Here is a 23048-nt window from a genome sequence, read left to right as displayed (position 1 = left end):
GGTTCCGGGCGACGGCCCCGTCCTTGGTCCCGGCCCCGCCGCTTCGGGCCCGGTCTCGGGCCCGGTCTCGGGCCCGGTCTCGGGCCCGGTTTGCGCTCAGCCGTACATCGCTGTGCGGCAGAGGGCCGCGAGTGCGTCGTCGATGGGGTGGGGGCGCGGTTTGCCGGCGGGGTCGAGGGTGTTCCACCTCTGGAGGTTGAGCGCGAGGGACAGTTGGCGGTTGCCGTCGGCGCGGGTCACGGACAGCGTTCCGCCGCCCCAGACGGTGCCGCCGTGGCCCCAGAAGGTGGCCTGGCCGGGTGCCTCGGTCGGGTACAGGCCGAGGCCGTATTCGATCGTCTTTCTCTCCTGGGAGATGACCGGGACGGTGCGTTGCATCTGGGCCAGGGATGCGGGGCCGACGATCTTTCCGGCGAGCAGCATGCCGTAGAAGCGGTTGAGGTCCGTGACGGTCGATATCAGCCCGGCCGCCGGTTCCACCCATGACATGTCGTAGACGCTGTAGTCGCGTGGCGGGTCGATCATGCCGAACCACGACTCGTAGAGCTGTGAGTGCGGGCCGTCGATGTGCGGTCCGGTGGGGAACGCGGTGTTCCGGAGTCCGGCGCGTTCGATGACGTTCCGGGTGATGCACTGCTGGGCCGTGGTGCCGGTGACGTGTTCCAGGAGTTCGCCGAGGAGCAGGTAGTTGGTGTTGGAGTAGACGCCCGGTGTGCCGCCCGGGACGCCGGTGGCGGGTGCGCGGACTCCCATCTCGATGAGTTCGGCGGGCTCGAAGCGGGTGAACCGGTTGTCGTCCAGGCTCTGCGGCCCGGTGTTGGCGATGTCGGGGAATCCCTTGAGGGAGGGGTAGGCGTAGGGGAGGTACTCGGCGAGGCCGCTGGTGTGGTTGATGAGCATGCGGACGGTGACGGCCTCACCGCGTTCTCCGGGAACGAGCTGCGGAAGGTACCGGCCGATCGGTGTGTCGAGGCCGATCCGGCCGTTCTCGGTCTGTTGCAGTACGGCGGCGGCGGTGAAGGTCTTGGTGACGCTGCCGACGCGGTGTCGCATGCCGGCGGTGGCGGGGCGGCCGGTGGTGGTGTCGGCGGTCCCGGCGGCTCCGCGCCAGGTCCGCTCGCCGTCGCGTACTTCGGCGAACAGGCCCGGCATTCCGGCGCGGTGGACGTTGTCGATGGCGGCGTTCAGTTGAGCGGGATCCAGTGCGTTCGTCACGGCTTGCGTCCTTTCGTGGACCCGGGGTGACCTCCGCGTCGGGTGGCCCGGACCGGGTGACGGATGCGCGGGCAGGCCGGCCGATCTGCTGCCGGCCGCCCGGCACGCTCATGTCCTCATTATGCACGCGGTGCGTGCAACACCAAGCGCATGCGTTAGGCTGGAACCCGGCGAAAGGGACGAGAGGAATGGCATGACAGGGAGAAGGCGCTGGTCGACCGAGGAAATCCTGGATGCGGCGGCGGAGTTGCTGCGCACGGGCGACGCGGAGTCGTTCAGTGTGCGCAAGCTGGCCGCGGTCCTCGGGACCGATTCCTCCAGCCTGTACCGGCACTTCCGCAGCAAGACCGAACTGCTGCGCGCGGTCGCCGACCGGATCCTCCTGGCCGCCATGGACGGCTACCGTCCCGAGGGCGACTGGAAGCAGCGCATCACCTCCCTCGGCCTGCGGCTGCGGGAGGCCTTCGGCCGGCAGCCGCAGCTCGCCTCGGTCTGGGGGCGCTACGCGTCGAGCGGCGCCGGTTCCCGGCTGGTGATGGAAGCGGTGCTGCAGGACCTGCGGGCCTCGGGCCTGCCCGACGAGGAGATCCCGGCGCACTATCACCGGCTCGCGGTCCTCATCTCCGCACTGGTCGCCTCCGAGGCCGGGGTCAGCACGATCACCCCGCAGGAGTACGACCAGGGCATGGAGCTGTTCCGCGTCGCGGTGCTCGGCGCCGACCCCGAGCGCTTCCCCGCCCTGTCGCACTTCGCCCGCGAGGTCCGCCCGCTCGGGGTGGACCGCCGCGAGGCGTTCGTGGAACTGCTCGCCGCCCAGCTCGCCCACGTGGAGGCCGCGGCGGCCGGCCCCACCCGGGGGGCCGTGCGGCCTCAGTCCAGGTAGGCGTCGTACTGCTCGACGTCACCGGGCTTGAGCCGCATCTGCGGGTCGGTCCTGATGCTGGAGAGCTCCGTGCCCAGGACGCGTCCGGTGTGCTCGTCGAGGATGACCGTCCACCGCACCGTCCCCTTGAAGTCCGCGGCGTACGCCTGGCCCCGGCGCCCCGCACGGTCCCTGACCGGACCGATGGCGCGCAGGCCGGGCTGCTCGGCGAGCAGGCCGTCGATCGCGGCCGTCTGGGCGGGGCCCGGTGTCCACTCACGCAGCAGCGCCTCCAAGGAGTCCACCGTCCAGTACGCGCTGCCGCGGGTGTCGGGGTTCTCCCTCGCCAAGTAGTCGGCGAGGCCGCCGACGGTGGTCGGGGGCGTGCTCACGTAGGAGGCGGACTCCTCCCACGAACCTGCCGGCAGGTGCGTGCGGTGGACGACCCGGCCGCCCTCGATGTCCTGCGCCTCACCGCTGCCGTCGGCGTTGTAGCGGTCGCGGGACTCGGTCACCGGCATCTGCTCCGGTTCGCGCTTGCCGTCGTCCCACATCCCCATGGCCCACTCCCGGCGGTGGGTCCCTCGGCGCGCGGCGCCATGGGAACCGGCGAGGGCGGCGGCCCGCCTCGCGACGGTGGTGAGCGGCACGGTGGCCCGGGAGCTCTCCACCTTGAGCGGGGCGGGCGCGGCGACGGCCGTCTGACCGCTGCTGCCGGTGACGGCGAACCCGGCCAGGGTCGCCGCGACGACGGCGGCGGCCACCCCGAGGGACATCGACCGGCCGGGCGTGAGCCGGCCGAAGGGCGAGGGGCGGCCGACGGCGGAGCGGGGCCTGACGGACTTGAAAGGCGTGCGGGACCTCGCGGCGTCGGACGTGGTGGCCGTGTCGTTGACCGCGTTCATCAGCTGCGCTTCGAGCTCCGCGTGACGGGTGGGCGAGAGCCGGGGGGCGCCGGGCCGCGGGACCATCTCACGCAGTGCGGCGAGTTCGGTGCGGTCCTGGGCCGCCGGACGGGAGGACGGGTGCCGGAACAGGGCGTTCATGCGGGGTTCTCCTGGGTGGTTCGGGCCAGAATGCTGTCTACGTGCTGTACTTGTCCGCCGCCTCCGGGGAGTTCCCGGCCGGATGTACCCCGGGTGCCGGCGCGCCGGATGGCCGGGTGCCCCACGGAGTCGCGCAGCTTGGCGCGGGCGCGGGACAGCCGGGAGCGCACGGTGCCGACGGGTATGCCCAGGGCCTCGGCGGCGGACGCGTAGTCCAGCCCGCCCCAGACGCACAGGGTGAACACCTCGCGCTCGGTGCGCCGCAGCCCCTCCAGCGCCGCCTTGGCGGCCGCCAGCTGTTCGGCGTCCGCCAGCCGCCCGGTCACCTCCTCCGCGAAGTCCGGGACGGTGTCCGAGCGCTCCATCCGGGCCAGGGCCCTGCGGTGCCGCCGGGCCGAACGGGCCGTGTTGCGCATCACGTTGGTGGCGATGCCCAGCAGCCACGGGCGGAGACTGCCGGTCTCCTCCGGGCGCAGCCGCTCGCGCGAGCGCCACGCCTCCAGGTAGGTGAGGGAGACGACGTCCTCGGCCGTGGCCCAGTTGCCGGTGGACCACAGGGCATGGCGGTACACGGCGTCCGCGTGCTCCCGGAACGCCTCGGCGAGCGCGGCCGGGTCACCTTCGCGGAGACGGGCGGGGGTTGAATGAGTCACGTGGCTTAATGTCCGAGCGGTCCGGCGGGTTCCTGTGACGTGTGTCACCGGACGGGGTTCGCGGACACGGCTCGGCCGCCTGCCCGGCGCACAACGGACCGTGCCCGGTCCGCCCTCGGTGACGAGGGCGGGCCGGGCACGGGTGGTGCGGGTTCTTCGCCGGTCCGGGTCAGTGGGCTTCGCGGACGGCGAGGGCGCGGCGCAGATCGTCGATCTGGTCGGTGAGCTTGCGGCGCAGCGCGGGGATCAGCGCCTGGTCGGTGAGTGCTCGCTCGCCGAGGTGGAGGCTGCTCGTGTCGACGGCGTACGCGGGGAACGCGTACCGTCCGGCGGCATCCGCGATGGCGGGCCCGCGGCGGACGGCGAGCTGGGTCGCCTCGGGGTAGTAACGGGGCACGTACGCGCTGACGAGGTCGGCCTGTTCGGGCTGCCAGAAGCCCTGCGCGACCGCGGTGAAGAGGTAGTTGGAGAGGCTGTCGTCGGTGAACATGGCCTGCCAGGCGGCCGCCTTGGCCTCGGGGGTGGGCAGGGCGGCGCGGCAGCGGGCGGCGCCTTCCTGGCCGGTGGCGCTGGGGTCCTGGCCGAGTTCGGCGGCGATGGCCGTCTCGTCGACGGCACCGAGGACGGCGAGGCGGGTGAGGACGCGCCAGCGCAGCTCGGCGTCGAGTTCGGGTCCGCCGGGGACGGTGCCGTCGGTGAGCCAGCCCTGGATGGCATCGGGCTGGGTGGCGGCGTCGATGAGGTGGCGCACGGCGATGAGGCGGAGGCCGGGGTTGCTGCCGTCCTCGGTGCGGCGGATGAGGTCGCGGCACAGGGCGGTGAGGGCGGTGAGGGCGGCGGGGCGGTCCTCGGGGCTGAGGTAGCGGCCGGCGATCTGGGTGTTGGCGAAGGTCAGGACGCCCTGGTGGAGTGCGAGGTCGCTCTCGTGCGGGAGGTGGGTGCGGGCGGCCTCGATGTAGGTGGCGGGGTCGAGTTCGCCGTCGCGGACCATGTCGCGGGCGGTGTTCCAGACGACGGCCCGGGTGAGCGCGTCGGGGATGCCGGAGAGGCTGCTCAGGACGGTGTTCCAGGAGTCCGGGTCGAGGCGGACCTTGGCGTAGGTGAGGTCGCCGTCGTTGAGGACGACGAGGGCGGGGCGGCGGCCGGGCCGGGTGGTGGGTGCGTCGTCCTGGGGGACGGTGACGTCGAAGCGGTCGCGCAGGACGAGCCGGTCGGGGCCGGACTGGGTGTCGATGGCGTGGTCGTAGGTGCCGACGGCGATGCGGTGGGGGCGGGAGCCCTGGTGGCCGACGGTGAGGGACCAGGTGGTGTCGGCCTCGGTGATGTGCGGGGTGAGGGTGTCGACCCCGGTGGTGCGCAGCCACTGGTCGGCCCAGGCGTGGACGTCGTGGTCGGTGGCGGAGGCGAGGTTGTCGATGAAGTCGGCCAGGGTCGCGTTGCCGAACCTGTGGCGGGCGAAGTGGGTGTTGATGCCGGCCAGGAAGTCCTTCTCGCCGAGCCAGGCGACGAGCTGGCGCAGGGCGGAGGCGCCCTTGGCGTAGGAGATGCCGTCGAAGTTGAGCATCGCGGAGGCGGTGTCGGGGACGGCGGCCGGGTCGGGGGCCACGGGGTGGGTGGAGGGGCGCTGGTCGGCGTCGTATCCCCAGCTCTTGCGGGCGACGCCGAAGTCGACCCAGGTGTCGGTGTAGGGGGTGGCCTCGGCGAGGGTCTGGTAGCCCATGTACTCGGCGAAGGACTCGTTGAGCCAGATGTCGTCCCACCAGGCGAGGGTGACGAGGTCGCCGAACCACATGTGGGCCATCTCGTGGGCGATGACCATGCCGCGGGTCTGGCGCTCGGTGGCGGTGACGGCGGAGCGGTAGACGAACTCGTCGCGGAAGGTGACGAGGCCGGGGTTCTCCATGGCGCCCGCGTTGAACTCGGGGACGAAGGCCTGGTCGTAGGAGTCGAACGGGTAGGGCTCGTCGAACTTCTCCTGGAACCGGTCGAAGCAGGCCCGGGTGATGTCGAGGATCTCGTCGGCGTCGGCGTCGAGGTGGGGGGCGAGGGAGGCGCGGCAGTGGATGCCGAAGGGCAGTCCGGCGTGTTCGGTGGTCACGGAGTGCCAGGGGCCCGCGGCGACGGCGACGAGGTAGGTGGAGATCGGCGGGGTGGGGGCGAGGGTCCAGCGGCCGTCGTCGGTGCGCTGGGCGATGCCGTTGCCGAGGACGGTCCAGCCTTCGGGGGCGGTGACGGTGAGGGCGAAGACGGACTTGAGGTCGGGCTGGTCGAACGCGGCGAAGACGCGCTGGACGTCCTCCATGAAGAGCTGGGTGTAGACGTAGGTCTCGTTGTCGGTGGGGTCGGTGAAGCGGTGCATGCCTTCGCCGGTCCGGGAGTAGCGCATCGCGGCGTCGACCCGGAGTTCGTGTTCGCCGCTGGTCAGGGCGGTGAGCGGGAAGCGGTTGCCGTCGAGGTCCGCGGGGTCGAGCGGCTGCCCGTCGAGGCTGATCGAGCGCAGGGTGGCGGGCTTGATCTCGACGAAGGTGTCGCCGTCCGTGCGGGCGGTGAACCGGATGAGGGTACGGGAGTCGAAGGTCTCCTCCCCCGCGGTCAGATCGAGGTCGATCGTGTACCGCTGTACGTCGAGGAACTGGGCTCGGGTCTGCGCTTCGTCGCGCATCAGTACGGACATGGCCCCATGCTGCCGTATGCGGTGTGCGGTGCGCAGGCGGGTTCGCGGCGGGCTGAGCGGGGTCCGGGCCGGGGCGCGGGCGGGGTACGGGCGGGGTACGGGTGGGGTACGGGTCGGGGTCCGGGTGGTTCCTTTGAGGGCTAAGATTCTTACCCGTTGTGTATCTGTACGGAGGAGTGCCCGCGATGGCGAAGAACCAGGCTTCCGCGACGACCGGGACGACCGCGAGGGGGCAGGACGCGGTGGCCTCGATCGTGGAGGACTGGCGGCGCGAGCGGCCGGAGCTGGACACGGCTCCGCTGGAGGTGTTCGGCAGGCTGCACCGGGCGTTCCTGCGGTACAGCACGGCGATCTCGCGGCCGGTGGAGCGCAAGGGGCTGTCGATGGCCGGGTTCGACGTGCTGACCGCGTTGCGCAGGGCGGGCGCGCCGTTTCGCCGTACGGCGGGTGAGCTGGCCGATTCGGGGCTGATCAGTTCGGCGGGGGTGACGCTGCGCATCGACCGGCTGGAGAAGGACGGGCTGATCCGGCGGGAGCGGGATCCGCAGGACCGCCGCGTGGTGCACTCGCGGCTGACGGACGAGGGGTTGTCCGTGATCGACGAGCTGTTCTCCGAGCATCTGGACAACGAGCGGCGGATGCTGGCCGGTTTGTCTCCGGCGGAGTGCCGGCAGCTGGCGCGGTTGCTGGAGAAGCTGGAGCGGTCTGTGCTGGCGGCGGAGGGGGACGCGTAGCGGTTCGGGGGCGGGGCGGAGTCGCTCCGCGCGGGCGGTTCGGGGGCGGGGCGGAGTCGCTCCGCGCGGGCGCCGGGGACCCCGGCGCGAGTGGTGTCCTCAATCGCCGGACGGGCTTGAACCGGGGCGCCGATGCCCCGGCGCGGGGGGTCCTCAATCGCCGGACGGGTTTGACCGGGCCGGCGATTGAGGACGGTTTTCAGGCCGTCGCCGCCTGGGCCTCGGCCTCGGTGCGGTACATACGGCGGACGCGGACCACGCCCAGGTCGTGCTGGTAGAGGTTCTCCGCCTGGTCGGCGTCCGTACGGAGGTCCTCCAGCATGACGCGGTCCTGCTCGAGTACCTCCCAGTGGCGGTCCTCCAGGAGCGTCTTGTAGAGGAAGCGCCAGGTGTCGCGCTGCCAGTCGGTGACCTTGCGGTAGCGCCAGAAGAAGACGGCGCACCGGTTCTCGTCGATGGGGGTGGCCATGCCGACGATGCCGAACGGGCCGCCGGGGCCGGCGGTCGGCGGGTACGGGATGGTGAGGTCGACCCAGTCGACGCCGGTGCGGCAGAGCTCGACCCAGTCGAAGTTGACGCCGCTCTGGTCGGTCTTCTCGAAGAAGAAGCCGCGCTCGGTCTCGCGGATGCGGAAGCGTGCGGTGGTCTGTCCCTCGGCCATGCTGTGCGAGTCGCGGTGCAGGAACGATCCGTGCATGGGGTCGAGCAGGTTCTCCACGGCGTAACGCCAGTTGACGTTCCACTCGGCGTAGCAGAGGAACGCGGTCGTGCCGGGGTCCGTGAGCTGTTCGGGGAGGGTGAGCGGGGCCGGTTCGGGGTGCGCCTCGTCTCCGAAGTAGGCGAGGATTCCGCCGCCGGTCTCGATGACGTGGGGTGCGGCGACGAGCTGCTTGCCTTCGAGGTTGCAGCCGGGCAGCCCCGGTACGGCGGCGACGGTTCCGGTGCCGTCGACCTGTACGCCGTGGTACCAGCAGGCGATGCGGTCACCGAGGTGTTTGCCGAGGGAGAGGCGGGCGCCGCGGTGCGGGCAGCGGTCCTCCAGCATGTGCAGGGTGCCGTCGGCGCGGCGGAAGAGGAGCCATTCCTCGCCGAGCAGGGTGAGGCGTTTCATGCCGCCTGCGGGGACGAAGCCGGAGGGGCAGACCGCGTACCACTGGTTGCGGATGCCGGTGTCGAAGAGCCGGTCGGCGGTGCGGTTGCCGGGGCGGGCGACCTCGGAGGGGCGGGTGGGGGTGCCGGGCTGTACGGGGGTGGTGGCGGTGGTGGTCATGGTTGTCTCACGCTCCCAGGCGTCGCATCTCGGTGCGGAAGGTTTCCTCGGTCCACGGGCTGCCGTCGGGTGCGGGCAGGTCGCGGGCGTTGAGACCGGCGACGAGGCCGGGCAGGTCGTGGGCGCCGCTGCCGAAGACCTCCTCGATCTCGGCCGCGAGCTTCTTCTCGTACGGGGTGGGCTCGGCGGTGCGGGCCTGGTTGGGGTTGAGGTACTGCGGGGTGGTCGGGGTGGTCATGCCGGCTCCCTTCGGGGGCGTTTCAGAGGTCGAGTACGAGGCGGGGGGTGCGGGCGCGGGAGACGCAGAGCATCATCGACGCGCCGGCTTCGCGTTCGCCGTCGGTGAGCAGGAAGTCGCGGTGGTCGGGGGTGCCTTCGAGGACCTTGGTCTCGCAGGTGCCGCAGATTCCGTCGCGGCAGGAAGAGGCGACGCTGATGCCGGCGCTGTCCAGGGCGTCGAGGACGGAGATGCCGGGGCCCACCTCGACGGTGCGTCCGGTGCGCGAGCACAGGACGTCGAAGCCGGTGTCCTCGCCGTCGCGCGGTGGGGCGGTGGGCGCGGCGAAGCGTTCGGTGCGGGCGTCGGGGCGGCGTTCCTCGACTGCGGCGAGGAGGGGTTCGGGCCCGCAGCAGTAGACCTGGGTGCCCGGGTCGAGGCCGGTGAGGAGGGCGTCGAGGTCGGGGGGGCCGCCCTCGTCCTGGGGAACGAACTCCACCGATCCGCCCGGGAGTTCGGCCAGTGCGCTCAGCTCGGCGGCGAAGGCCATGGAGGCTCGGGTACGGCCGCCGTGGACGAGCCGCCACGGGGTGCCGGTGCGGGCGGCCTCGTGGGCCATGGCCAGGAGCGGGGTGATGCCGATGCCGCCCGCGATGAAGAGGTAGCCGGTGACGCCGGGTGCGGTGTCGAGCTCGAAGTGGTTGCGGGGGCCCTGGACGTGGAGGGTCTGGCCGGGGCGGAGCCCGCTGTGGACGTGGGCGGAGCCGCCGCGGGAGGCGGGTTCCCGCAGGACGCCGATGCGCCAGTGGCCGGTGTCGGCGGGGTCGGAGCACAGCGAGTACTGGCGGACGTGCCCGCCGGTGTGTACGTCGATGTGGGCGCCGGGCCGCCAGGCGGGAAGCGGGGAGCCGTCCGGGTGGGTGAGTTCGACGCTCAGGACGCCGTCGGCCTCCCAGGTCATGCGGTGGACGAGCAGGTCGAGCCGGGGTTCCTCGGCGGGTGTCATGACGGGTTGCCTCCTTCTCCAGAGGTATCGGTGGCGGCTGCGGGGAGCTTGACCGGCGGGGTGAACGGGGTGTTCATCGGGCCGAGCGCGTCGAGGTCGATCTCGACGAGGACGGGCCCCGGCGCTGCGATGGCCTGCTTGATGACGGGTCCGGCGTCGGACTCGGCGGCGATGCGCGCGTACGGGAGGCCGACGGCGGCGGCGAGGAGAGCGAAGTCGGGGGTGGTGAGGTCGACTCCGGAGCGGCGCGGGAAGTGGTTGTCCTGCATGTTGCGCAGGACGCCGTAGCCGCCGTCGTTGAAGACGAGGAGGGTCAGGTCGGGCTTCTCCTGGGCGAGGGTGAGGAGTTCGCCGAGGTGGACGGCGAGGCCGCCGTCGCCGGCGATGACAACGGCCGGGGTGTGGGGGCGGCCGAGTGCGGCGCCGATGCCCATGGCGAGCCCCTGTCCGATGCCGCCGCCGCGCGGGAAGACGTTGGTGGCCGGGTCGGTGATCTCCAGGAGCCGGTTTCCCCAGGTGGAGGAGGGGATGGTGACGTCGCGGGCGATGACGGAGCCGGGCGGGCAGGCATCGCGGATCGCGTCGTTGATCGCGGCCTGGGGTCCGATGGCGTGGCGCTGCGCGGTGCGGGCGCCGGTGCGGGCCTTGCGTACCCGCTCGGGCCAGCCCGTCTGCGTACCGCCGCTGGTGACGCGTCCCAGGAGCGCGGCGAGCACGGCGGAAGCGTCGCCGTGCAGGGCGACGGTGGCCGGGTACACGCGGCCGGGGGCGGCGGGGTCGAGGTCCAGTTGGAGGTGGACGGGCGGGAGTTCGAGGCTGTAGTCGGCGGTCTCGTTGGAGCGGAAGTGGGTGCCGATGGAGAGCAGTACGTCGGCTTCGGCGAGCAGGGCGCGGCCGGCCGGTGCGGTGGCGTAGTTGCCGAGGACCCGCTCGTCGGACTCGGGGACGGAGCCCCGGCCGGAGTTGGAGGTGACGAGTCCGGCGTCCAGCGCGTCGAGCAGGGCGGCGAGTTCGGGCCGGGCGCTGTTGGCGCCGCCGCCGGCCCAGACGAGGGGGCGGCGGGCCGCGGACAGCAGGGCGGCGGCCTCGTCGAGGAGCGCGGGCTCGGGCAGGGCGGGTACGGCCGCCGCGGGGACCGGAGTGCCGGTGAGGTGCTGCGGGGCGAACTGCAGGTCGATGGGCCATTCGACGCTGACCGGTCCGTGCGGTGCGGTCAGGGCGCGGGCGGCCGCGTCGCGGAGGATGCCGCCGGCGGACGCGGCGTCGGTGACCGTGACGGCATGCGCGGAGACCGCCCGCAACATGCCGAGCTGGTCCTTGGTCTCGTGGATGAAGCCGCGTCCGGAGCCGAGGTACTCGCTGTCGATCTGGCCGGTGATGTGCAGGACGGGGGTGCCGGAGCTGAGGGACTCGATGAGGGAGCCCGCCGCGTTGCCCGCGCCGGTGCCGGTGCTGGTGAGGGCGCAGCCGAGGTTGCCGGTGGCGCGGGCGTAGCCGTCGGCGGCGTTGACGGCCGCGGCCTCGTGCCGGACGGGGACGAAGCGCAGGTCGCGGTCGACGGCTTCGACGAGCGGCAGGTTGTGCACGCTGACGATGCCGAACACCGTGTCGACGCCGAGTCCGCGCAGCGTCTCGACGAGCAGGTCGCCGCCGTTGGGCTGGGTCATGTCGTTGTGCTCCTGGGGTTCTGGGACAAGGGTTACGCGACGGCGCGGTTGACGCCGCCGCAGACGTCGACGGTGGTGCCGGTGATGTACGAGGCCCTGGGCGACAGGAGTGCGGTGACGGCGTACGCGACCTCGTCGGCGTTGCCCAGGCGGCCGAGCGCGATGCCTCGGTCGGCGGCCAGTGCGGCCTGCCAGGCGGGGTAGTCGAGGGGGCTGCCGGAGGCGGCGTGGCGGCGTTCCCACTGGCCGGTGTCGACGAGGCCGAGGCAGACGGAGTTGACGCGGATGCCGTCCGGGGCGAGTTCCCTGGACAGGGAGGTGGAGAGGTTGAGGATGCCGGCGCGGGCGGCGCTGGTGGTCATCAGCGCGGTCTCGGGCTGCTTGGCGAGGACGGCGTTGATGTTGACGACCGAGGCGTGGCCGGAGGCTCTGCCGGCTGCGCGCAGGTGGGGCAGGGCGGCGTTGAGGGGGTTGAGGACGCCGAAGAACTTGAGTTCGAGTTCGTCGCGCCAGTCCTCGGCGGTGGTCTCGGCGAAGGGTTTCATCCGGGAGGCGCCGGCGTTGTTGACGAGTCCGTCGAGACCGCCGAGGTGGTGGGCGGCGGCCTCGGTGAAGGCGCGCACGGCGGTCTCGTCGCGGACGTCGCAGGGGGCGTGGTAGAGCCGGTCCGGGGTGGCGAGGCCGTCCAGCGCGGCGGCGAGGGCGTCGGGGCGGCGGCCGCAGGTGGCTACGCGGGCGCCCTCCGCGAGCAGCGTGCGGACGGTGGCGAGGCCGACGCCGGAGCTGCCGCCGGTGACGAGGATGCGGTGGCCTTTCAGGCGGAGGTCCATGGGGTTCCTTGCGGGTTGGGGGGAGCGGCGGGGGTGCTCCGCGGGGGCACCGGGACCCCGGTGCGGGTGGTGTCCTCGATCGCCGGACGGGCTTGATTTCGGCGGACGGGCTTGGACGGCTCACTGCATCGTGAAGCCGCCGTTGACCGCGAAGGTCTGGCCGGTGATGTAGCCGGACTCGTCGCCGATGAGGAAGGCGATGAGGCCGACGAGGTCGGCGGGTTGCTGGGGGCGGGAGATGGCCCGGTTGAGGCGGTAGAGCTCGTGGCGTTCGGCGGGGATGTCCACGGCGGACTCCCCTTCGGTGAGGCCGGGGGCGACGGCGTTGACGGTGATGCCGAAGTCGCCGGTCTCGCGTGCCATGGCCCGGGTCAGGGAGATCACCGCGCCCTTGGAGGCGATGTAGTGGGCGAGCCGGGGCGAGCCGTACAGGGCGGCGTCCGAGGCGAGGTTGACGATGCGTCCGCCGCCGTGGGCCCGCATCAGCGGGAGGAGGGCGCGGGCGACGAGCCAGGGCCCCCGGGCGTTGACCGTCATGATGCGGTCCCACGCCTCGACGTCGATCTCGTGGAAGGGCCTGCCGCCCACGCCGTTGGCGAGGCCTGCGTTGTTGACGAGGCCGTGCAGCCGGCTGCCGTCGCCCGCGAGGGTGGCGGCCAGGGCGGTGACGGAGTCCGGGTCGGCCACGTCGAGCGGGTGGAAGTCGGCGGTGATGCCGTCGGCGCGCAGTTCCCCGGCGGCCTGCCGGCCGGTGGCCTCGTCGAGTTCGGCGATGACGACGCGGTGTCCGTCGTCGCCGATCCGGCGGGCCGCGGCCAGTCCGAGGCCGCGGCCGGCGCCGGTGACGACGACCGTACGGGCGGTACGGGGGGTGTCGTCGGTAGCCATCAGTCGCGGGTGATGCCGTGCATCGGGGAGTGCTCGGGGTAGGTCGGGACCTGCGGCTTGCGGGTGCCGATGATGACGCAGAACAGGGCGTCGGTGTCGCCCTCGTTCTTCAGCGAGCGGGCCACTCCGGCGGGTACGACGATCATGTCGCGGTAGCCGAGGGTGCGGTACTCGGCCTCGTCCGCGCCTCGGTGGATGCCGACCGTGACCCGGCCCTCCAGGACGAAGAAGGCTTCCTCGACGTCGTGGTGGGTGTGCTCGGGGCCCTCGGCGCCCGGCGGGAGGAGCATGTTGGAGAGGGTGAAGCCGCCCGAGGGCAGGATGCGGTTGTCGCTCTCGTGGTTGCCGGTGGCGCCGGAGCCGACGTAGCGGATCTGGGCGCGGCGGTACTGGGCGCCGGCCTTCTCCTGGAAGGACAGGGTGTCCCAGTCGGGTTCGCGGGAGTCCTTGGTCGCGATGAGCGAGTCGGTGTACTCGGCGAGGTCGCCGTCTGTCTCGTACGGGGTGTTGTCGATGGGCACGGTTTCCTCCTCGGTCGGTGGGTGAGGGTGGTGGGTGCGGGTGGTGGCCGCGTCGTTACACGGGAACGCGGGCGACGACGTGGAGGTGGGCGCGGACCCAGGCGTTGAAGGCCTCGGGCCGTTCCTGGTTGGCGAGGTGTCCGGCGCCGCTGAGGGTGACGTAGACGGATGTGGGGAGTGCTCCGGCGATGGGCTGCGACTCATCGGGGCCGGTGACGGTGTCCTGTTCGCCGCACAGGACGAGGGCCGGTGCGGCGATGGCGGGCAGTTCGCCGGTGAGGTCCGCCTCGGCCATGGACGCGGCGGCGTAGCCGTAACCGGGGCTGCGCAGGGAGCCGGCCATCGTGGCGACGACGCGTTCGACGAGGGCGGGCGGCGCGGCGGCCGAGACGAGGCGGGGTCCGCGGGCGGCGGCGAAGGCCTCGGGGCCCTGGGCGGCGAGCTGTCCGGCGCGCCCGCGCATGGCCTTCGCCCGGTCCGGGTCGGTGCCGGACCCCCGGCTGGAGTCGGCGACGATCAGGGAGGCCACCAGGTCCGGGTGCCGGGCGGCGAGGCGCAGCGCGATGACGCCGCCCCAGGAGACGCCGAGGACGTGGGCGGGGCCGCCGTGTTCGCGGATGAGGTCTGCGGCGGTGTCCGCGTAGCCGTCGAGGCCGGGGGCCCGGTCCGGGTCGGCGGAGTCGGCGTAGCCGGGCGCGTCCCACGCCACCACGTGGACCCGGTCCGCTAGCCCGGCGAGCTGGGGGGCGAAGGCGGCGGATGAGGAGCCGATGCCGTGCAGGCAGAGCAGCAGCGGGGCGTCCGGGGCACCCGCCTCCCGGGTATGAACTGCGGCGGCGCTCACAGGATCTGTCCTGCCCGGCCGACGACGGCGCCGAGGCTGCGGAGCACGGCGTGCGGGACGACCTGGCTGGTGGCGGGGTTGGCGGCGTCGGGCCGGTGGGCCACCTCGAAGCGGTACGTGCCGTGCGGGCCGGCCGCCTCGATGACGTGCCGGGTGAGGGTGGCGGCCGGGTCCGCGACGACCACGACCTCGACGAGGCCCGGGTCTCCGGTGGCCAGCGCGACGGAGGCCGCGACGTTCGTCGACTTGGGGAACTTGACCGGGACGTCGCACGCGGTGCCGCGCATCACCTCGACGGGTTCGGTGGTGGTCCGCAGCCGCTCGGTCAGTTCGGCGTCCATCCACGGCTGGTGGAGGGTGCCGGGCAGCTTCGTGGTGGTGAGGGTGACTGAGGTGAGGGGGCCGAGGCCGCGGACGGCCTGGAGGAGGTCGAGTCCGCCGACGGCTCCGCCGGTGAAGTAGACGCGTCCGGGGCCGGCGGCGCGCAGCCGGTCGGTGAGTGCGGGGTCGACGAGGGCGCCGGTGGAGGCGATCAGCAGGTCGGCGCCGCTGTTCAGGACCCGCTCGGCCCATTCCCGTACCACTGCCTGGCCCGCTGCCTCGACGATCAGGTCGCAGACGGCGAGGGCGTCCTCGAAGGACAGCTGGGGTGCGGGGGCGTCGACGAGGGGGCGGTTGTCGATGACGCAGGTGAGTTCTGCGCCGGGGACGAGCCCGTCGGCCAGTGCGGTGCCGACGACGCGTCCGATGGCGCCCCAGCCGACGAGGCCGATGCGGCGCACGGGGCGGGCGGGGCGGGCGGTCGTCTCCGGGCGGGGGGTGAGGGTGGCGGTCATGCGGTGGCCTCTTCCGGTACGTCGGCGGGGGCGAGGGGCCCGGGGTCGGGGGTGCCCGCCATGTGGCGGCGGATCGCGGGCGAGGGCGGGCCGGCGGTGCCCCACAGGTCGGAGAGGTCGGGGGTGCGGCGCCAGACCTTGGCGATCCAGGCGTCCTCGACGATCTGCGCGACCTCGGAGGTGTATTCGCAGACGAGTCCGGCGGGGTCGGTGAAGTAGGAGAAGGTGTTGTTGCCGGGGCCGTGCCGGCCGGGCCCCCATTGGGGGTTGATGCCGTGGTGGCGCAGCCGGCCGAGGCCGCGCATGAAGTGGTCGACGTCACTCATCTCGTAGGCGACGTGGTTGAGGGAGGTCCACTCGGCCTGGTTGAACGCGATGCAGTGGTGGTCGGCGTTGCAGCGCAGGAACGCCATCTGGTGCTCGGACCAGTCGGAGACGCGCAGGCCGAGCACGGAGGTGTAGAAGGCGACGGCGGCGTCGATGTCCGTGGTGTTGAGGACGGTGTGGGTGACGCCGACGGGGACGGCGGCGTCCCGGCCGCGCGGGGTGACGGCGTGGGTCTGGGCGCTGAGTTCGAGTCGCCGGCCCTCGGGGTCGGTGAAGCGGAGTCCGTAGCCGCCGCCGACCTGGTCGAGCGGGCCGGGCCCGGCGACGGGGACGATTCCCCGGGCGAGGAGGCGGCGGGCGGCCTCGTCGATCTCGGCGGGGGTGGCGACGGCGAAGGTGATGCGGCCCAGGCCGTTGCGTTCGCCTCGGGCGAGGTGGAGGACGTGGTGCTCCTCGCCGGTGCCGCGCAGCCAGGTGGCGTCGCTCTCGCGTTCGACGGGTTCCAGGCCCCAGACCTCGGAGTAGAAGTCGGCGGACTCGGTGAGGGCGGGGGTGCGCAGTTCGACGGAGCGCAGGGCGCGCAGCCGGGCGACGGGTTGCGTGTGGGGGTGGTTCTCGTGGGGCATGGCGTTCTCCCGCTCGGGTGGGTGGGGCGCGTGCGGTGTCAGCGGGCGGCGGCCCAGGGCAGCGGGGTGGTGTCGGTGGCCCAGTAGAGGGACTTCTGCCGCTGGTAGCCGCGGATGAGGTCGCGGCCCTTCTCGGTGCCGATACCGCTGTCCTTGAGCCCGCCGAACGGGGTGGAGATGCTGAACTGCTTGTACGTGTTGATCCAGACGGTGCCCGCGTCGATGCGGCGGGCCAGGCGCCAGGCCCTGGCGTGGTCGCGGGTCCAGATGCCGCAGGCCAGCCCGTAGACGCTGTCGTTGGCCTGGGCGACGAGGTCGTCCTCGTCGTCGAAGGGCAGGGCGATCAGGACCGGGCCGAAGATCTCCTCCTGGCAGACGCGGGCGGTGTTGGGCAGCCCGTCCAGGACGGTGGGCAGGTAGTACGCGCCGTCGCGGTACTCCTCGCCGTCGGGGGCCGCTCCCCCGCACCGGACGGTGGCGCCCTCCGCGCGGGCCAGGTCGACGTGGGCGGCGACGTTGTCGCGGTGCCTGTGGTGGACGAGCGGGGCGACCTGGGTGTCCGGGTCGGTGCCGGGTCCGACGCGCAACTTCTCGGTGCGGGCGACGAGTTCGCCCAGGAACTCCTCGTAGCGGGAGCGGGCGACGAACAGCCGGGAGCCGGCGATGCAGCTCTGGCCGGTGGAGGAGAAGACCCCGTACATGACACCGGCCAGTGCCTGCTCCAGGTCGGCGTCCTCCAGCACGACGGTCGGCGACTTGCCGCCGAGTTCGAGCGACACGGGCATCAGCTTGTCCGCCGCGGCGTGGGCGAGGGTGCGCCCGGTACTCGTACCGCCGGTGAAGGTGACCTTCCCGACGGCGGGATGGCGCACGATCGCGTCCCCGATGACGCTGCCCCGGCCGGGCAGTACGGAGAGCAGCGCGGTGGGCAGTGCGGCCTCGGTGAGGGCCCGGTGGACGAGGCGGCCGAGCGCGAGGGCGACGAGCGGCGTCCATTCGGCGGGCTTGAGGAGGACGGCGTTGCCCGCGGCGAGTGCGGGGGCGAGCTTCTGGGCGTCACTGGCGATCGGTGAGTTCCAGGGGGTGATCGCGCCGACGACGCCGATGGGTTCGTGGACGCTCATCGTGACGTACGGGCCGCGGGACGGGGTGAGGGCGTCCTCGGCGGTCTCCAGGGCGGCGGCGGTGTAGCGGAAGGTGCCGGCGGCGCTGAGGACGAGGGCGTGGGTCTCGGTGCGGCATTTGCCGGTGTCGGCGGTCTGCAGGGCGGAGAGCCGGTCGGCGCTCTCCTCGACGAGGGCGGCGATGCGGTGCAGCAGCCGGGCGCGGAGGTGGGCGGGGAGCTCGCGCCAGGCGGGGTCCTGGGCGGCTCGGGCGGCCGCGGTGGCTGCCTCCTCGACGTCGTCGAGGGACGCGGCGTGCACGGTGGCGATGACCTGGCCGGTGGCCGGGTCGGCCGTCTCGATGAGGGCTCCACGGCCCTGGCGCCACTGCCCCGCGACCAACACCTGGTCGGCAAGCATCAGTTGGCCTCCTGCTGTCGAATGGGTTACCTCAGGACTAAAAAGCTAAGCCCTTAAGTAATTGACCGCAAGCCCCCTCGGAAAAAACTCTTTCGCCTCGAAGGTCTTGACGGCGTCCACCCCAGGGCGGATAAAACTTAAGCACTAAGAAGCTAGGCGCTTGCAGAGATCTCCCTGGGGACAGTGATCGTTTCCACCCGCTCACCCACCCCTGAGCCGGCTCCCCTCCCGTACGCTCGGCTCACTCCCCGCCCCCTCTGCAACCCGTACGCCTGGCTCCCCAACCGCTCCGGCCCCACGCGGAGCAGGAGGAACCCTGGATGAGCACCGACACCTCGAAGGACGCCGCACCGGGCCCACCGCCCGCCGGCACCACTCGCGCCGCCGTCGCAGCCCGCTTCGAGCGGCTGCCCCTCTCCCGCTGGCATGTCACCGTCCGGCTCATCGTGGGTGTCGTCACCTTCTTCGAGGCCTTCGACCAGCTGCTGATCGCCTACGCGCTGCCGGAGCTCCGCGACGAATGGCACCTGACCACGGGTGATGCCACCGCCGTCCTCACCGTCGGCTCGGTCGGCATGCTCGCCGGCGCCCTGCTGTCGGGGCGGCTGGCCGACCGCTACGGCCGGGTGAAGGTGATCGCGTACTGCGTGGCGGCCTCGGGCCTGGTGAGCCTGGCGCTGACCGCCTGCACCTCGCTCACCCCCTTTCTCGCGCTCCGCTTCCTCCAGGGGCTCGCGATCGGCGGGGAGGTGCCGGTGGCGGCGGCGTTCATCAGCGAGATCACCCGGAGCTTCAAGCGGGGCCGCTTCGTCCTGCTGTACGAGCTCGTCTTCCCGGCCGGCCTCACCGTCGGCGCCCTGGCAGCGGCCTGGGTGGTCCCGGCGGCCGGCTGGCGCGTGATGTTCGCGATCGCCGCCGTACCGGGCCTGCTGGCCTTCCTCGTCCAGCGCAGGGTCCCCGAGTCACCGCGCTGGCTGGCGGACCGGGGCCGGCTCGCGGAGGCCGAGGCGGTGATGGCCGGGATCGAGGCGAAGGTGTCGGCGGCGACGGGCCGGCCACTGCCCCCGCCGCTCCGGCCCACCCCGGAGGCGGTGCCGGAAGCGGCAGCGCAAGCGGCGGCCCCCACCCCGGCGGAACGCGCCGCGAACGGCATCCGCGGCCTGTTCACCGGCCGCTACCGGCGCCGCACGCTGGTCGTCGGCGCGATCTGGTTCACCGGCTACTTCGTCAACTACGGCGTGACGTCCTGGCTGCCCAGCATCTACAAGGACGAGTACGGCCTCGGCCTCTCCGACGCCCTGCTCTACTCCACCGTGACCTCGGTCGCCGGTCTGCTCGGCTGCCTGCTGGTCGCGCTGACGGTGGACGTCCTGGGCCGCCGCCGGATCTTCGCGATCTGCCTCGGCGCCTCGGCCGCGCTCCTGCTGACCCTCGCCGCGCTCGGCGCCCGCTCCCCCGCCCAGGTCCTGATCTGGACCTCCCTGTCGGCGGTCGGCTTCTTCGGCTCCAACATCTGCCTGTACCTGTACACGCCCGAGCTCTACCCGACCCGGATGCGCGCGCTGGGCTGCAGCGTCGGCGGCGCGGTCAACCGCCTGGGCGTGATCCTCGGCCCGATCCTGGTCGGCGTGGTCTACGCGGCGGGCGACAGCGTCGCGGCGGTGTTCGTGATGCTGGGGGCGGTCGCGGTAATCGGCGCGGTGGTGGCCGCGACCCTGGCCGAGGAGACGGCGAACCGCCCGCTGGAGGAGATCTCCCCCTGAGAAACGGGCGGTCGCGGCGGGGGGAGCCGCTCAGGCCCCCGCGCCGCCCGTCCCGTTCGCCGACTCCTCCGCGATGCGCTCGTGATGGCGGATGACCTCGGCCACGATGAAGTTCAGCAGCTTCTCGGCGAACGCGGGGTCCAGGTGCGCGCTCTCCGCCAGCTGCCGCAGCCGGGCGATCTGGCGGGACTCCCGGGCCTGATCGGCCGGGGGAAGCTGGTGGGCGGCCTTGAGGTGACCAACCTGCTGGGTGCACTTGAAGCGCTCGGCCAGCATATGGACGACTGCGGCGTCGATGTTGTCGATGCTCTCTCGCAGCCGGTTCAGCTCGGCGCCTACGGAATCGTCGATGTCGCTCGTGGTCATGGTCATCGAGCTTAGGGCCTTTCGTCTGGATCATGCTGGGCTCGCGGGGTCCGGCGCCGCACCTCGCGGCGTTGTCGTCACTCACCAACGGCTCCGCGTTGCCTCAATCCTCCGCCTTGCGATGCACGACACCGGACCCCGCTCCCCGATCCAGCCTGATCCAGACGAAAGACCCTGGAGCCTGTCCGGCGGAGCGGGCTACGGAGTGATCGTCGGCGGGTGGGCCGGGTCCGGCACCCGGTCGCTCCAGCCCCCCGGCACACTGCGCCCCTGCTGCTCACGGAAGCGGACCGGCGCGATGCCGACCCGGCGGGCGAACAGCCGGGAGAAGTACGCCGGATCGTCGTACCCGACCCGGCGGGCGACCGCCGCGACCGGCAGATCGCTGGTGGCCAGCAGCTCCTTGGCGCGGCCCAGCCGGATGCCGAGCAGGTAGTCCTTCGGGCTGCACCCCGCACCGCGCCGGACGGCCGTGCGCAGTTCGGCGGCGGTCATCCCGTGCCGGGCGGCGTGCTCGGCGACGGAGAGCGGCTGGAAGGCGTCCCGGGTCATGGCCTGGAGCACCGGGTCACCGTCGGGGCTGACATCGGCGCGGGCCCGGCGCAGCGCGACGAGCAGTTCGTGGACGGCGGCGCCCGTCTCCACCTCCAGGAGCGGGTTGCCGCGCCGCGCCGCCCGCACCATCCGGCCGATGGCGGCCCGTGGCGCCGCCGTGTCGGAGAGCGGGACGAGGGGGCGGTCCGGCTCGATGTAGCCGAGTTCGGTGTACGTGGTGGTGGCGGGGCCCGTGAAGTCGACGAAGCTCTCGTCCCAGCCGGTGGCGGGGTCGGCGCCGTAGTGGTGCGGGGTGCCCGGGGTGAGCCAGATCAGGCTGGGCGCGGTGACCGGGGTGCGCCGCCCGTCGGGCCCGGCGAACCACCCGCTGCCCGAGTTGATGACCACGGCGACGTGGTGGTCCAGGGTGCGGGGGCCGACGGTGGGCAGCGCGCCGTGCTGGAGGCCCACCCCCAGGCAGACCAGGCCGAGGCGGTGGTGGAGCGGGCTCGGCGTGAAGAAGCGCATCCAGGTGTGGTACATCGGCGTTCGCTCCCGGTTCTCGCTCCATGCCGCGACGCGGTGCGCCGCGACAGCCGTGTACTGCGACAGCGGTGTGCCGCCGCAGCCGTGTGCCGCTGCGTCCAAACAGCAATGATCTTTGTCCATGGACCGGCCGCACGCCAGGGGGTGAGGCTGGGTCGCGACATTCCTCCCGGGTTCGCCCGCTCCGTCACACGTGCCGCGTTCCGGCCGTACCCGGTCGCGGAGCACGGCGCCCCGGGACCGCCCGCACAGGAGAGAACGAGCACGATGGCTGACTTCACGGTGGGCGACGACGACCACTTCCGGCTCGACGGGCGGCCCGTGCGGCTGCTTTCGGGCGCCCTGCACTACTTCCGGGTGCACGAGGCACAGTGGGACCACCGGCTGTCGATGCTGCGGGCGATGGGCCTGAACTGTGTCGAGACGTACGTGCCGTGGAACCTCCACGAACCCCGGCCCGGCCGGTTCCGGGACGTGGCGGCGCTGGGCCGGTTCCTGGACGCGGCCCAGCGGGCCGGTCTCCGGGCGATCGTCCGGCCGGGTCCGTACATCTGCGCGGAGTGGGAGAACGGCGGTCTGCCGGTCTGGGTGACCGGGCGGTACGGCCGGCGGGTACGGACCCGCGACGCCGGCTACCTGGGCGCGGTACGGCGGTGGTTCGCCGAACTCCTGCCGCAGGTCGTGGAGCGGCAGATCGACCGCGGCGGCCCGGTGATCATGGTCCAGGCGGAGAACGAGTACGGCAGCTACGGCACCGACCAGGAGTACCTGCGGCAGGTGGCCGCGCTGCTCGTCGAACTCGGCGTGAGCGTGCCGCTGTTCACCTCCGACGGGCCGGAGGACCACATGCTCACGGGCGGTTCGGTGCCCGGCCTGCTGGCCACGGCCAACTTCGGGTCGGGCGCGCGCGAGGCGTTCCGGGTGCTCCGGCGCCACCAGGACAAGGGCCCGCTGATGTGCATGGAGTTCTGGTGCGGCTGGTTCGAGCACTGGGGTGCGCCGCCGGTCGTACGCGATCCGGCACAGGCCGCCGACGCGCTGCGGGAGATCCTGGAGTGCGGGGCGTCGGTCAACATCTACATGGCGCACGGCGGCACGAACTTCGGCGGCTGGGCGGGCGCCAACCGCTCGGGCCCGCTCCAGGACCAGCGGCTCCTGGGGACGGTGACGTCGTACGACTACGACGCGCCGGTCGACGAGTACGGGCGGGCCACCGAGAAGTTCCGGCGGTTCCGGGAGGTCCTCGCCCCCTACGCGGACGGGCCGCTCCCGGAGCTCCCGCCGGAGCCCGCCGGGCTCGCCGCGCCGCTGCGGGCCGCGCTGACCGGCTGGGCGCCCCTCAGCGACGTTCTGGAGGCGCTCGGGGACGAGGAGCAGCCGGAGTCCGGCGTTCCGCCCACGTTCGAGGAGCTGGGCGTCGACCGTGGCCTGGTGCGCTACCGGGTCGCCGTCCCGGGTCCCCGACGGCCGTACACCCTGGGCGTGTCGGGCCTGCGGGACCGGGCGGTGGTCTACGTGGACGGTGTCCGCGGAGGCGTCCTGAGCGAGGAGGACGGCTCCCTCGACGAGCCGGTGGCCGGGCCCGCCGAGGTGGAGCTCTGGGTCGAGTCGCTGGGCCGGGTCAACTACGGGCCGCGCCTCGGCGAGGCCAAGGGCATCACCGGAGGTGTGCTGCACGAGCGGCAGTTCCTGCACGGCGTACGGGCGCGGGCCCTGCGGCTCGACGCGTTCGAGGACGCGGCGGCGGTGGCCGCGGTCCCGTTCGTCCCGGTCGACGGGTCCGGGCGCGGCGGCCTGTACCGCGGCTCCTTCGAGCTCGCGGCGGCGGACGCGCGCGAGGCCGGGCACGCGGGCCTCGAACTGCCGGGCTGGACGCGCGGGTTCGTCTGGGTGAACGGGTTCTGCCTCGGCCGGTACTGGTCGACGGGCCCGCAGCGCACGCTGTACGTACCGGGTCCGGTGCTGCGGGAAGGGAGCAACGAGGTGTGGGTGCTGGAGCTGGAGGACGCGGGCGCGCCGTACGCGGAGCTGGGGCCGGGGCCGGCCTCGCGGACCGCTGCCGGCGTCCCGGAGGCGGCCGGCATCTGAGGGCCGCGCCGC

Annotated in this window: 21 protein-coding genes; 4 read left to right on the top strand and 17 right to left on the bottom strand. The window is 72.9% G+C overall.

Going from position 1 to position 23048, the window contains the following annotated elements:
* Window positions 1–96: 96 nt before the first annotated feature.
* On the bottom strand, window positions 97–1215 hold the full coding sequence (locus tag ACGFU6_RS27515; protein ID WP_393614687.1) for a serine hydrolase domain-containing protein: 1119 nt from the start codon (window positions 1213–1215) through the stop codon (window positions 97–99).
* A gap of 193 nt (window positions 1216–1408) precedes the next feature.
* Here ACGFU6_RS27515 and ACGFU6_RS27510 point away from each other — a divergent pair, with 193 nt between their 5' ends.
* Window positions 1409–2098, top strand: coding sequence for a TetR/AcrR family transcriptional regulator (locus ACGFU6_RS27510; RefSeq protein ID WP_393614685.1), 690 nt, complete (start codon window positions 1409–1411; stop codon window positions 2096–2098).
* On the opposite strand, the gene ACGFU6_RS27505 is transcribed toward ACGFU6_RS27510, so the two are convergent.
* From ACGFU6_RS27505 to pepN, 3 genes are all read right to left on the bottom strand, one after another.
* On the bottom strand, window positions 2086–3123 hold the full coding sequence (locus ACGFU6_RS27505) for a CU044_5270 family protein (RefSeq protein WP_393614683.1): 1038 nt from the start codon (window positions 3121–3123) through the stop codon (window positions 2086–2088). The two genes, ACGFU6_RS27510 and ACGFU6_RS27505, sit on opposite strands and share 13 nt — an antisense overlap.
* Window positions 3120–3776: an RNA polymerase sigma factor gene (locus ACGFU6_RS27500; protein ID WP_393614681.1), complete on the bottom strand. Its 657-nt coding sequence runs from the start codon at window positions 3774–3776 to the stop codon at window positions 3120–3122. The genes ACGFU6_RS27505 and ACGFU6_RS27500 overlap by 4 nt, the downstream gene beginning before the upstream one ends.
* 169 nt (window positions 3777–3945) lie before the next feature.
* Window positions 3946–6450: an aminopeptidase N gene (pepN, locus tag ACGFU6_RS27495; protein ID WP_393614680.1), complete on the bottom strand. Its 2505-nt coding sequence runs from the start codon at window positions 6448–6450 to the stop codon at window positions 3946–3948.
* A gap of 185 nt (window positions 6451–6635) precedes the next feature.
* Between pepN and ACGFU6_RS27490 the strand changes: the two genes are divergently transcribed.
* The gene (locus ACGFU6_RS27490) at window positions 6636–7184 is read left to right on the top strand and encodes a MarR family winged helix-turn-helix transcriptional regulator (protein WP_393614678.1); all 549 of its coding nucleotides are present in this window, start codon (window positions 6636–6638) and stop codon (window positions 7182–7184) included.
* Window positions 7185–7383: 199 nt separating this feature from the next.
* Here the strand turns inward: ACGFU6_RS27490 and ACGFU6_RS27485 are convergent, their stop codons facing one another.
* The 11 genes from ACGFU6_RS27485 to ACGFU6_RS27435 all read right to left on the bottom strand — a co-directional run bounded on the left by ACGFU6_RS27485 (window position 7384) and on the right by ACGFU6_RS27435 (window position 17739).
* Complete coding sequence (locus ACGFU6_RS27485) at window positions 7384–8454, bottom strand: Rieske 2Fe-2S domain-containing protein (RefSeq protein WP_393614676.1); 1071 nt, start codon at window positions 8452–8454, stop codon at window positions 7384–7386.
* A gap of 7 nt (window positions 8455–8461) precedes the next feature.
* Window positions 8462–8692: a recombinase-like helix-turn-helix domain-containing protein gene (locus ACGFU6_RS27480; protein ID WP_393614675.1), complete on the bottom strand. Its 231-nt coding sequence runs from the start codon at window positions 8690–8692 to the stop codon at window positions 8462–8464.
* A gap of 22 nt (window positions 8693–8714) precedes the next feature.
* A complete protein-coding gene (locus ACGFU6_RS27475) occupies window positions 8715–9677 on the bottom strand; it encodes a PDR/VanB family oxidoreductase (protein ID WP_393614674.1) in 963 nt (320 codons plus the stop codon).
* Window positions 9674–11344 carry a thiamine pyrophosphate-binding protein gene (locus ACGFU6_RS27470; protein WP_393614672.1) on the bottom strand — a complete coding sequence of 557 codons (1671 nt, stop codon included), beginning with the start codon at window positions 11342–11344 and terminating at the stop codon, window positions 9674–9676. The genes ACGFU6_RS27475 and ACGFU6_RS27470 overlap by 4 nt, the downstream gene beginning before the upstream one ends.
* Before the next feature lie 32 nt (window positions 11345–11376).
* Entirely contained in the window at window positions 11377–12174 is a 798-nt protein-coding gene (locus tag ACGFU6_RS27465; RefSeq protein WP_393614670.1) for an SDR family oxidoreductase, read from the bottom strand.
* Window positions 12175–12294: 120 nt separating this feature from the next.
* Window positions 12295–13062: an SDR family NAD(P)-dependent oxidoreductase gene (locus ACGFU6_RS27460; protein ID WP_393614669.1), complete on the bottom strand. Its 768-nt coding sequence runs from the start codon at window positions 13060–13062 to the stop codon at window positions 12295–12297.
* The gene (locus ACGFU6_RS27455; protein WP_393614667.1) at window positions 13062–13583 is read right to left on the bottom strand and encodes a cupin domain-containing protein; all 522 of its coding nucleotides are present in this window, start codon (window positions 13581–13583) and stop codon (window positions 13062–13064) included. Before ACGFU6_RS27455 ends, ACGFU6_RS27460 begins: the two co-directional genes overlap by 1 nt.
* A gap of 55 nt (window positions 13584–13638) precedes the next feature.
* Window positions 13639–14427, bottom strand: coding sequence for an alpha/beta fold hydrolase (locus ACGFU6_RS27450; protein WP_393614665.1), 789 nt, complete (start codon window positions 14425–14427; stop codon window positions 13639–13641).
* Window positions 14424–15263, bottom strand: a complete 840-nt coding sequence (locus ACGFU6_RS27445) for an aspartate dehydrogenase domain-containing protein (RefSeq protein WP_393614663.1) — start codon at window positions 15261–15263, stop codon at window positions 14424–14426. Before ACGFU6_RS27445 ends, ACGFU6_RS27450 begins: the two co-directional genes overlap by 4 nt.
* Window positions 15260–16216, bottom strand: a complete 957-nt coding sequence (locus tag ACGFU6_RS27440; protein WP_393614661.1) for a VOC family protein — start codon at window positions 16214–16216, stop codon at window positions 15260–15262. The genes ACGFU6_RS27445 and ACGFU6_RS27440 overlap by 4 nt, the downstream gene beginning before the upstream one ends.
* Before the next feature lie 38 nt (window positions 16217–16254).
* Window positions 16255–17739, bottom strand: a complete 1485-nt coding sequence (locus tag ACGFU6_RS27435; RefSeq protein ID WP_393614660.1) for an aldehyde dehydrogenase — start codon at window positions 17737–17739, stop codon at window positions 16255–16257.
* A gap of 320 nt (window positions 17740–18059) precedes the next feature.
* Between ACGFU6_RS27435 and ACGFU6_RS27430 the strand changes: the two genes are divergently transcribed.
* Window positions 18060–19502: an MFS transporter gene (locus tag ACGFU6_RS27430; protein WP_393614658.1), complete on the top strand. Its 1443-nt coding sequence runs from the start codon at window positions 18060–18062 to the stop codon at window positions 19500–19502.
* A 30-nt stretch (window positions 19503–19532) separates the two neighbouring features.
* Here the strand turns inward: ACGFU6_RS27430 and ACGFU6_RS27425 are convergent, their stop codons facing one another.
* Together ACGFU6_RS27425 and ACGFU6_RS27420 are read right to left on the bottom strand one after the other, a co-directional pair.
* Window positions 19533–19868 (bottom strand): chorismate mutase, encoded by a 336-nt coding sequence (locus ACGFU6_RS27425; RefSeq protein ID WP_393614656.1) that lies wholly within the window; start codon window positions 19866–19868, stop codon window positions 19533–19535.
* A gap of 198 nt (window positions 19869–20066) precedes the next feature.
* Window positions 20067–20945, bottom strand: a complete 879-nt coding sequence (locus tag ACGFU6_RS27420; protein WP_393614781.1) for a helix-turn-helix domain-containing protein — start codon at window positions 20943–20945, stop codon at window positions 20067–20069.
* Window positions 20946–21215: 270 nt separating this feature from the next.
* Here ACGFU6_RS27420 and ACGFU6_RS27415 point away from each other — a divergent pair, with 270 nt between their 5' ends.
* Window positions 21216–23036 (top strand): beta-galactosidase family protein, encoded by a 1821-nt coding sequence (locus ACGFU6_RS27415; protein ID WP_393614655.1) that lies wholly within the window; start codon window positions 21216–21218, stop codon window positions 23034–23036.
* The last annotated feature ends 12 nt before the right edge of the window (window positions 23037–23048 follow it).

The sequence above is a fragment of the Streptomyces sp. NPDC048462 genome (assembly GCF_043200175.1).
In the GTDB taxonomy this organism is placed as follows: domain Bacteria; phylum Actinomycetota; class Actinomycetes; order Streptomycetales; family Streptomycetaceae; genus Streptomyces.
Note: the sequence above shows the minus strand (reverse complement) of the source record. Positions and strands in the feature narration are given on the sequence as shown.

What these genes read in the sequence shown, in the direction of transcription:
- ACGFU6_RS27505 (WP_393614683.1), bottom strand. Translation starts at nt 3,123, where the DNA reads ATGAACGCCCTGTTCCGGCACCCGTCCTCCCGTCCGGCGGCCCAGGAC.
- ACGFU6_RS27470 (WP_393614672.1), bottom strand. Translation starts at nt 11,344, where the DNA reads ATGACCCAGCCCAACGGCGGCGACCTGCTCGTCGAGACGCTGCGCGGA.
- ACGFU6_RS27415 (WP_393614655.1), top strand. Translation starts at nt 21,216, where the DNA reads ATGGCTGACTTCACGGTGGGCGACGACGACCACTTCCGGCTCGACGGG.
- ACGFU6_RS27460 (WP_393614669.1), bottom strand. Translation starts at nt 13,062, where the DNA reads ATGGCTACCGACGACACCCCCCGTACCGCCCGTACGGTCGTCGTCACC.
- ACGFU6_RS27440 (WP_393614661.1), bottom strand. Translation starts at nt 16,216, where the DNA reads ATGCCCCACGAGAACCACCCCCACACGCAACCCGTCGCCCGGCTGCGC.
- ACGFU6_RS27425 (WP_393614656.1), bottom strand. Translation starts at nt 19,868, where the DNA reads ATGACCACGAGCGACATCGACGATTCCGTAGGCGCCGAGCTGAACCGG.
- ACGFU6_RS27430 (WP_393614658.1), top strand. Translation starts at nt 18,060, where the DNA reads ATGAGCACCGACACCTCGAAGGACGCCGCACCGGGCCCACCGCCCGCC.
- ACGFU6_RS27485 (WP_393614676.1), bottom strand. Translation starts at nt 8,454, where the DNA reads ATGACCACCACCGCCACCACCCCCGTACAGCCCGGCACCCCCACCCGC.
- ACGFU6_RS27510 (WP_393614685.1), top strand. Translation starts at nt 1,409, where the DNA reads ATGACAGGGAGAAGGCGCTGGTCGACCGAGGAAATCCTGGATGCGGCG.
- ACGFU6_RS27420 (WP_393614781.1), bottom strand. Translation starts at nt 20,945, where the DNA reads ATGTACCACACCTGGATGCGCTTCTTCACGCCGAGCCCGCTCCACCAC.
- pepN (WP_393614680.1), bottom strand. Translation starts at nt 6,450, where the DNA reads ATGTCCGTACTGATGCGCGACGAAGCGCAGACCCGAGCCCAGTTCCTC.
- ACGFU6_RS27465 (WP_393614670.1), bottom strand. Translation starts at nt 12,174, where the DNA reads ATGGACCTCCGCCTGAAAGGCCACCGCATCCTCGTCACCGGCGGCAGC.
- ACGFU6_RS27435 (WP_393614660.1), bottom strand. Translation starts at nt 17,739, where the DNA reads ATGCTTGCCGACCAGGTGTTGGTCGCGGGGCAGTGGCGCCAGGGCCGT.
- ACGFU6_RS27490 (WP_393614678.1), top strand. Translation starts at nt 6,636, where the DNA reads ATGGCGAAGAACCAGGCTTCCGCGACGACCGGGACGACCGCGAGGGGG.
- ACGFU6_RS27475 (WP_393614674.1), bottom strand. Translation starts at nt 9,677, where the DNA reads ATGACACCCGCCGAGGAACCCCGGCTCGACCTGCTCGTCCACCGCATG.
- ACGFU6_RS27445 (WP_393614663.1), bottom strand. Translation starts at nt 15,263, where the DNA reads ATGACCGCCACCCTCACCCCCCGCCCGGAGACGACCGCCCGCCCCGCC.
- ACGFU6_RS27480 (WP_393614675.1), bottom strand. Translation starts at nt 8,692, where the DNA reads ATGACCACCCCGACCACCCCGCAGTACCTCAACCCCAACCAGGCCCGC.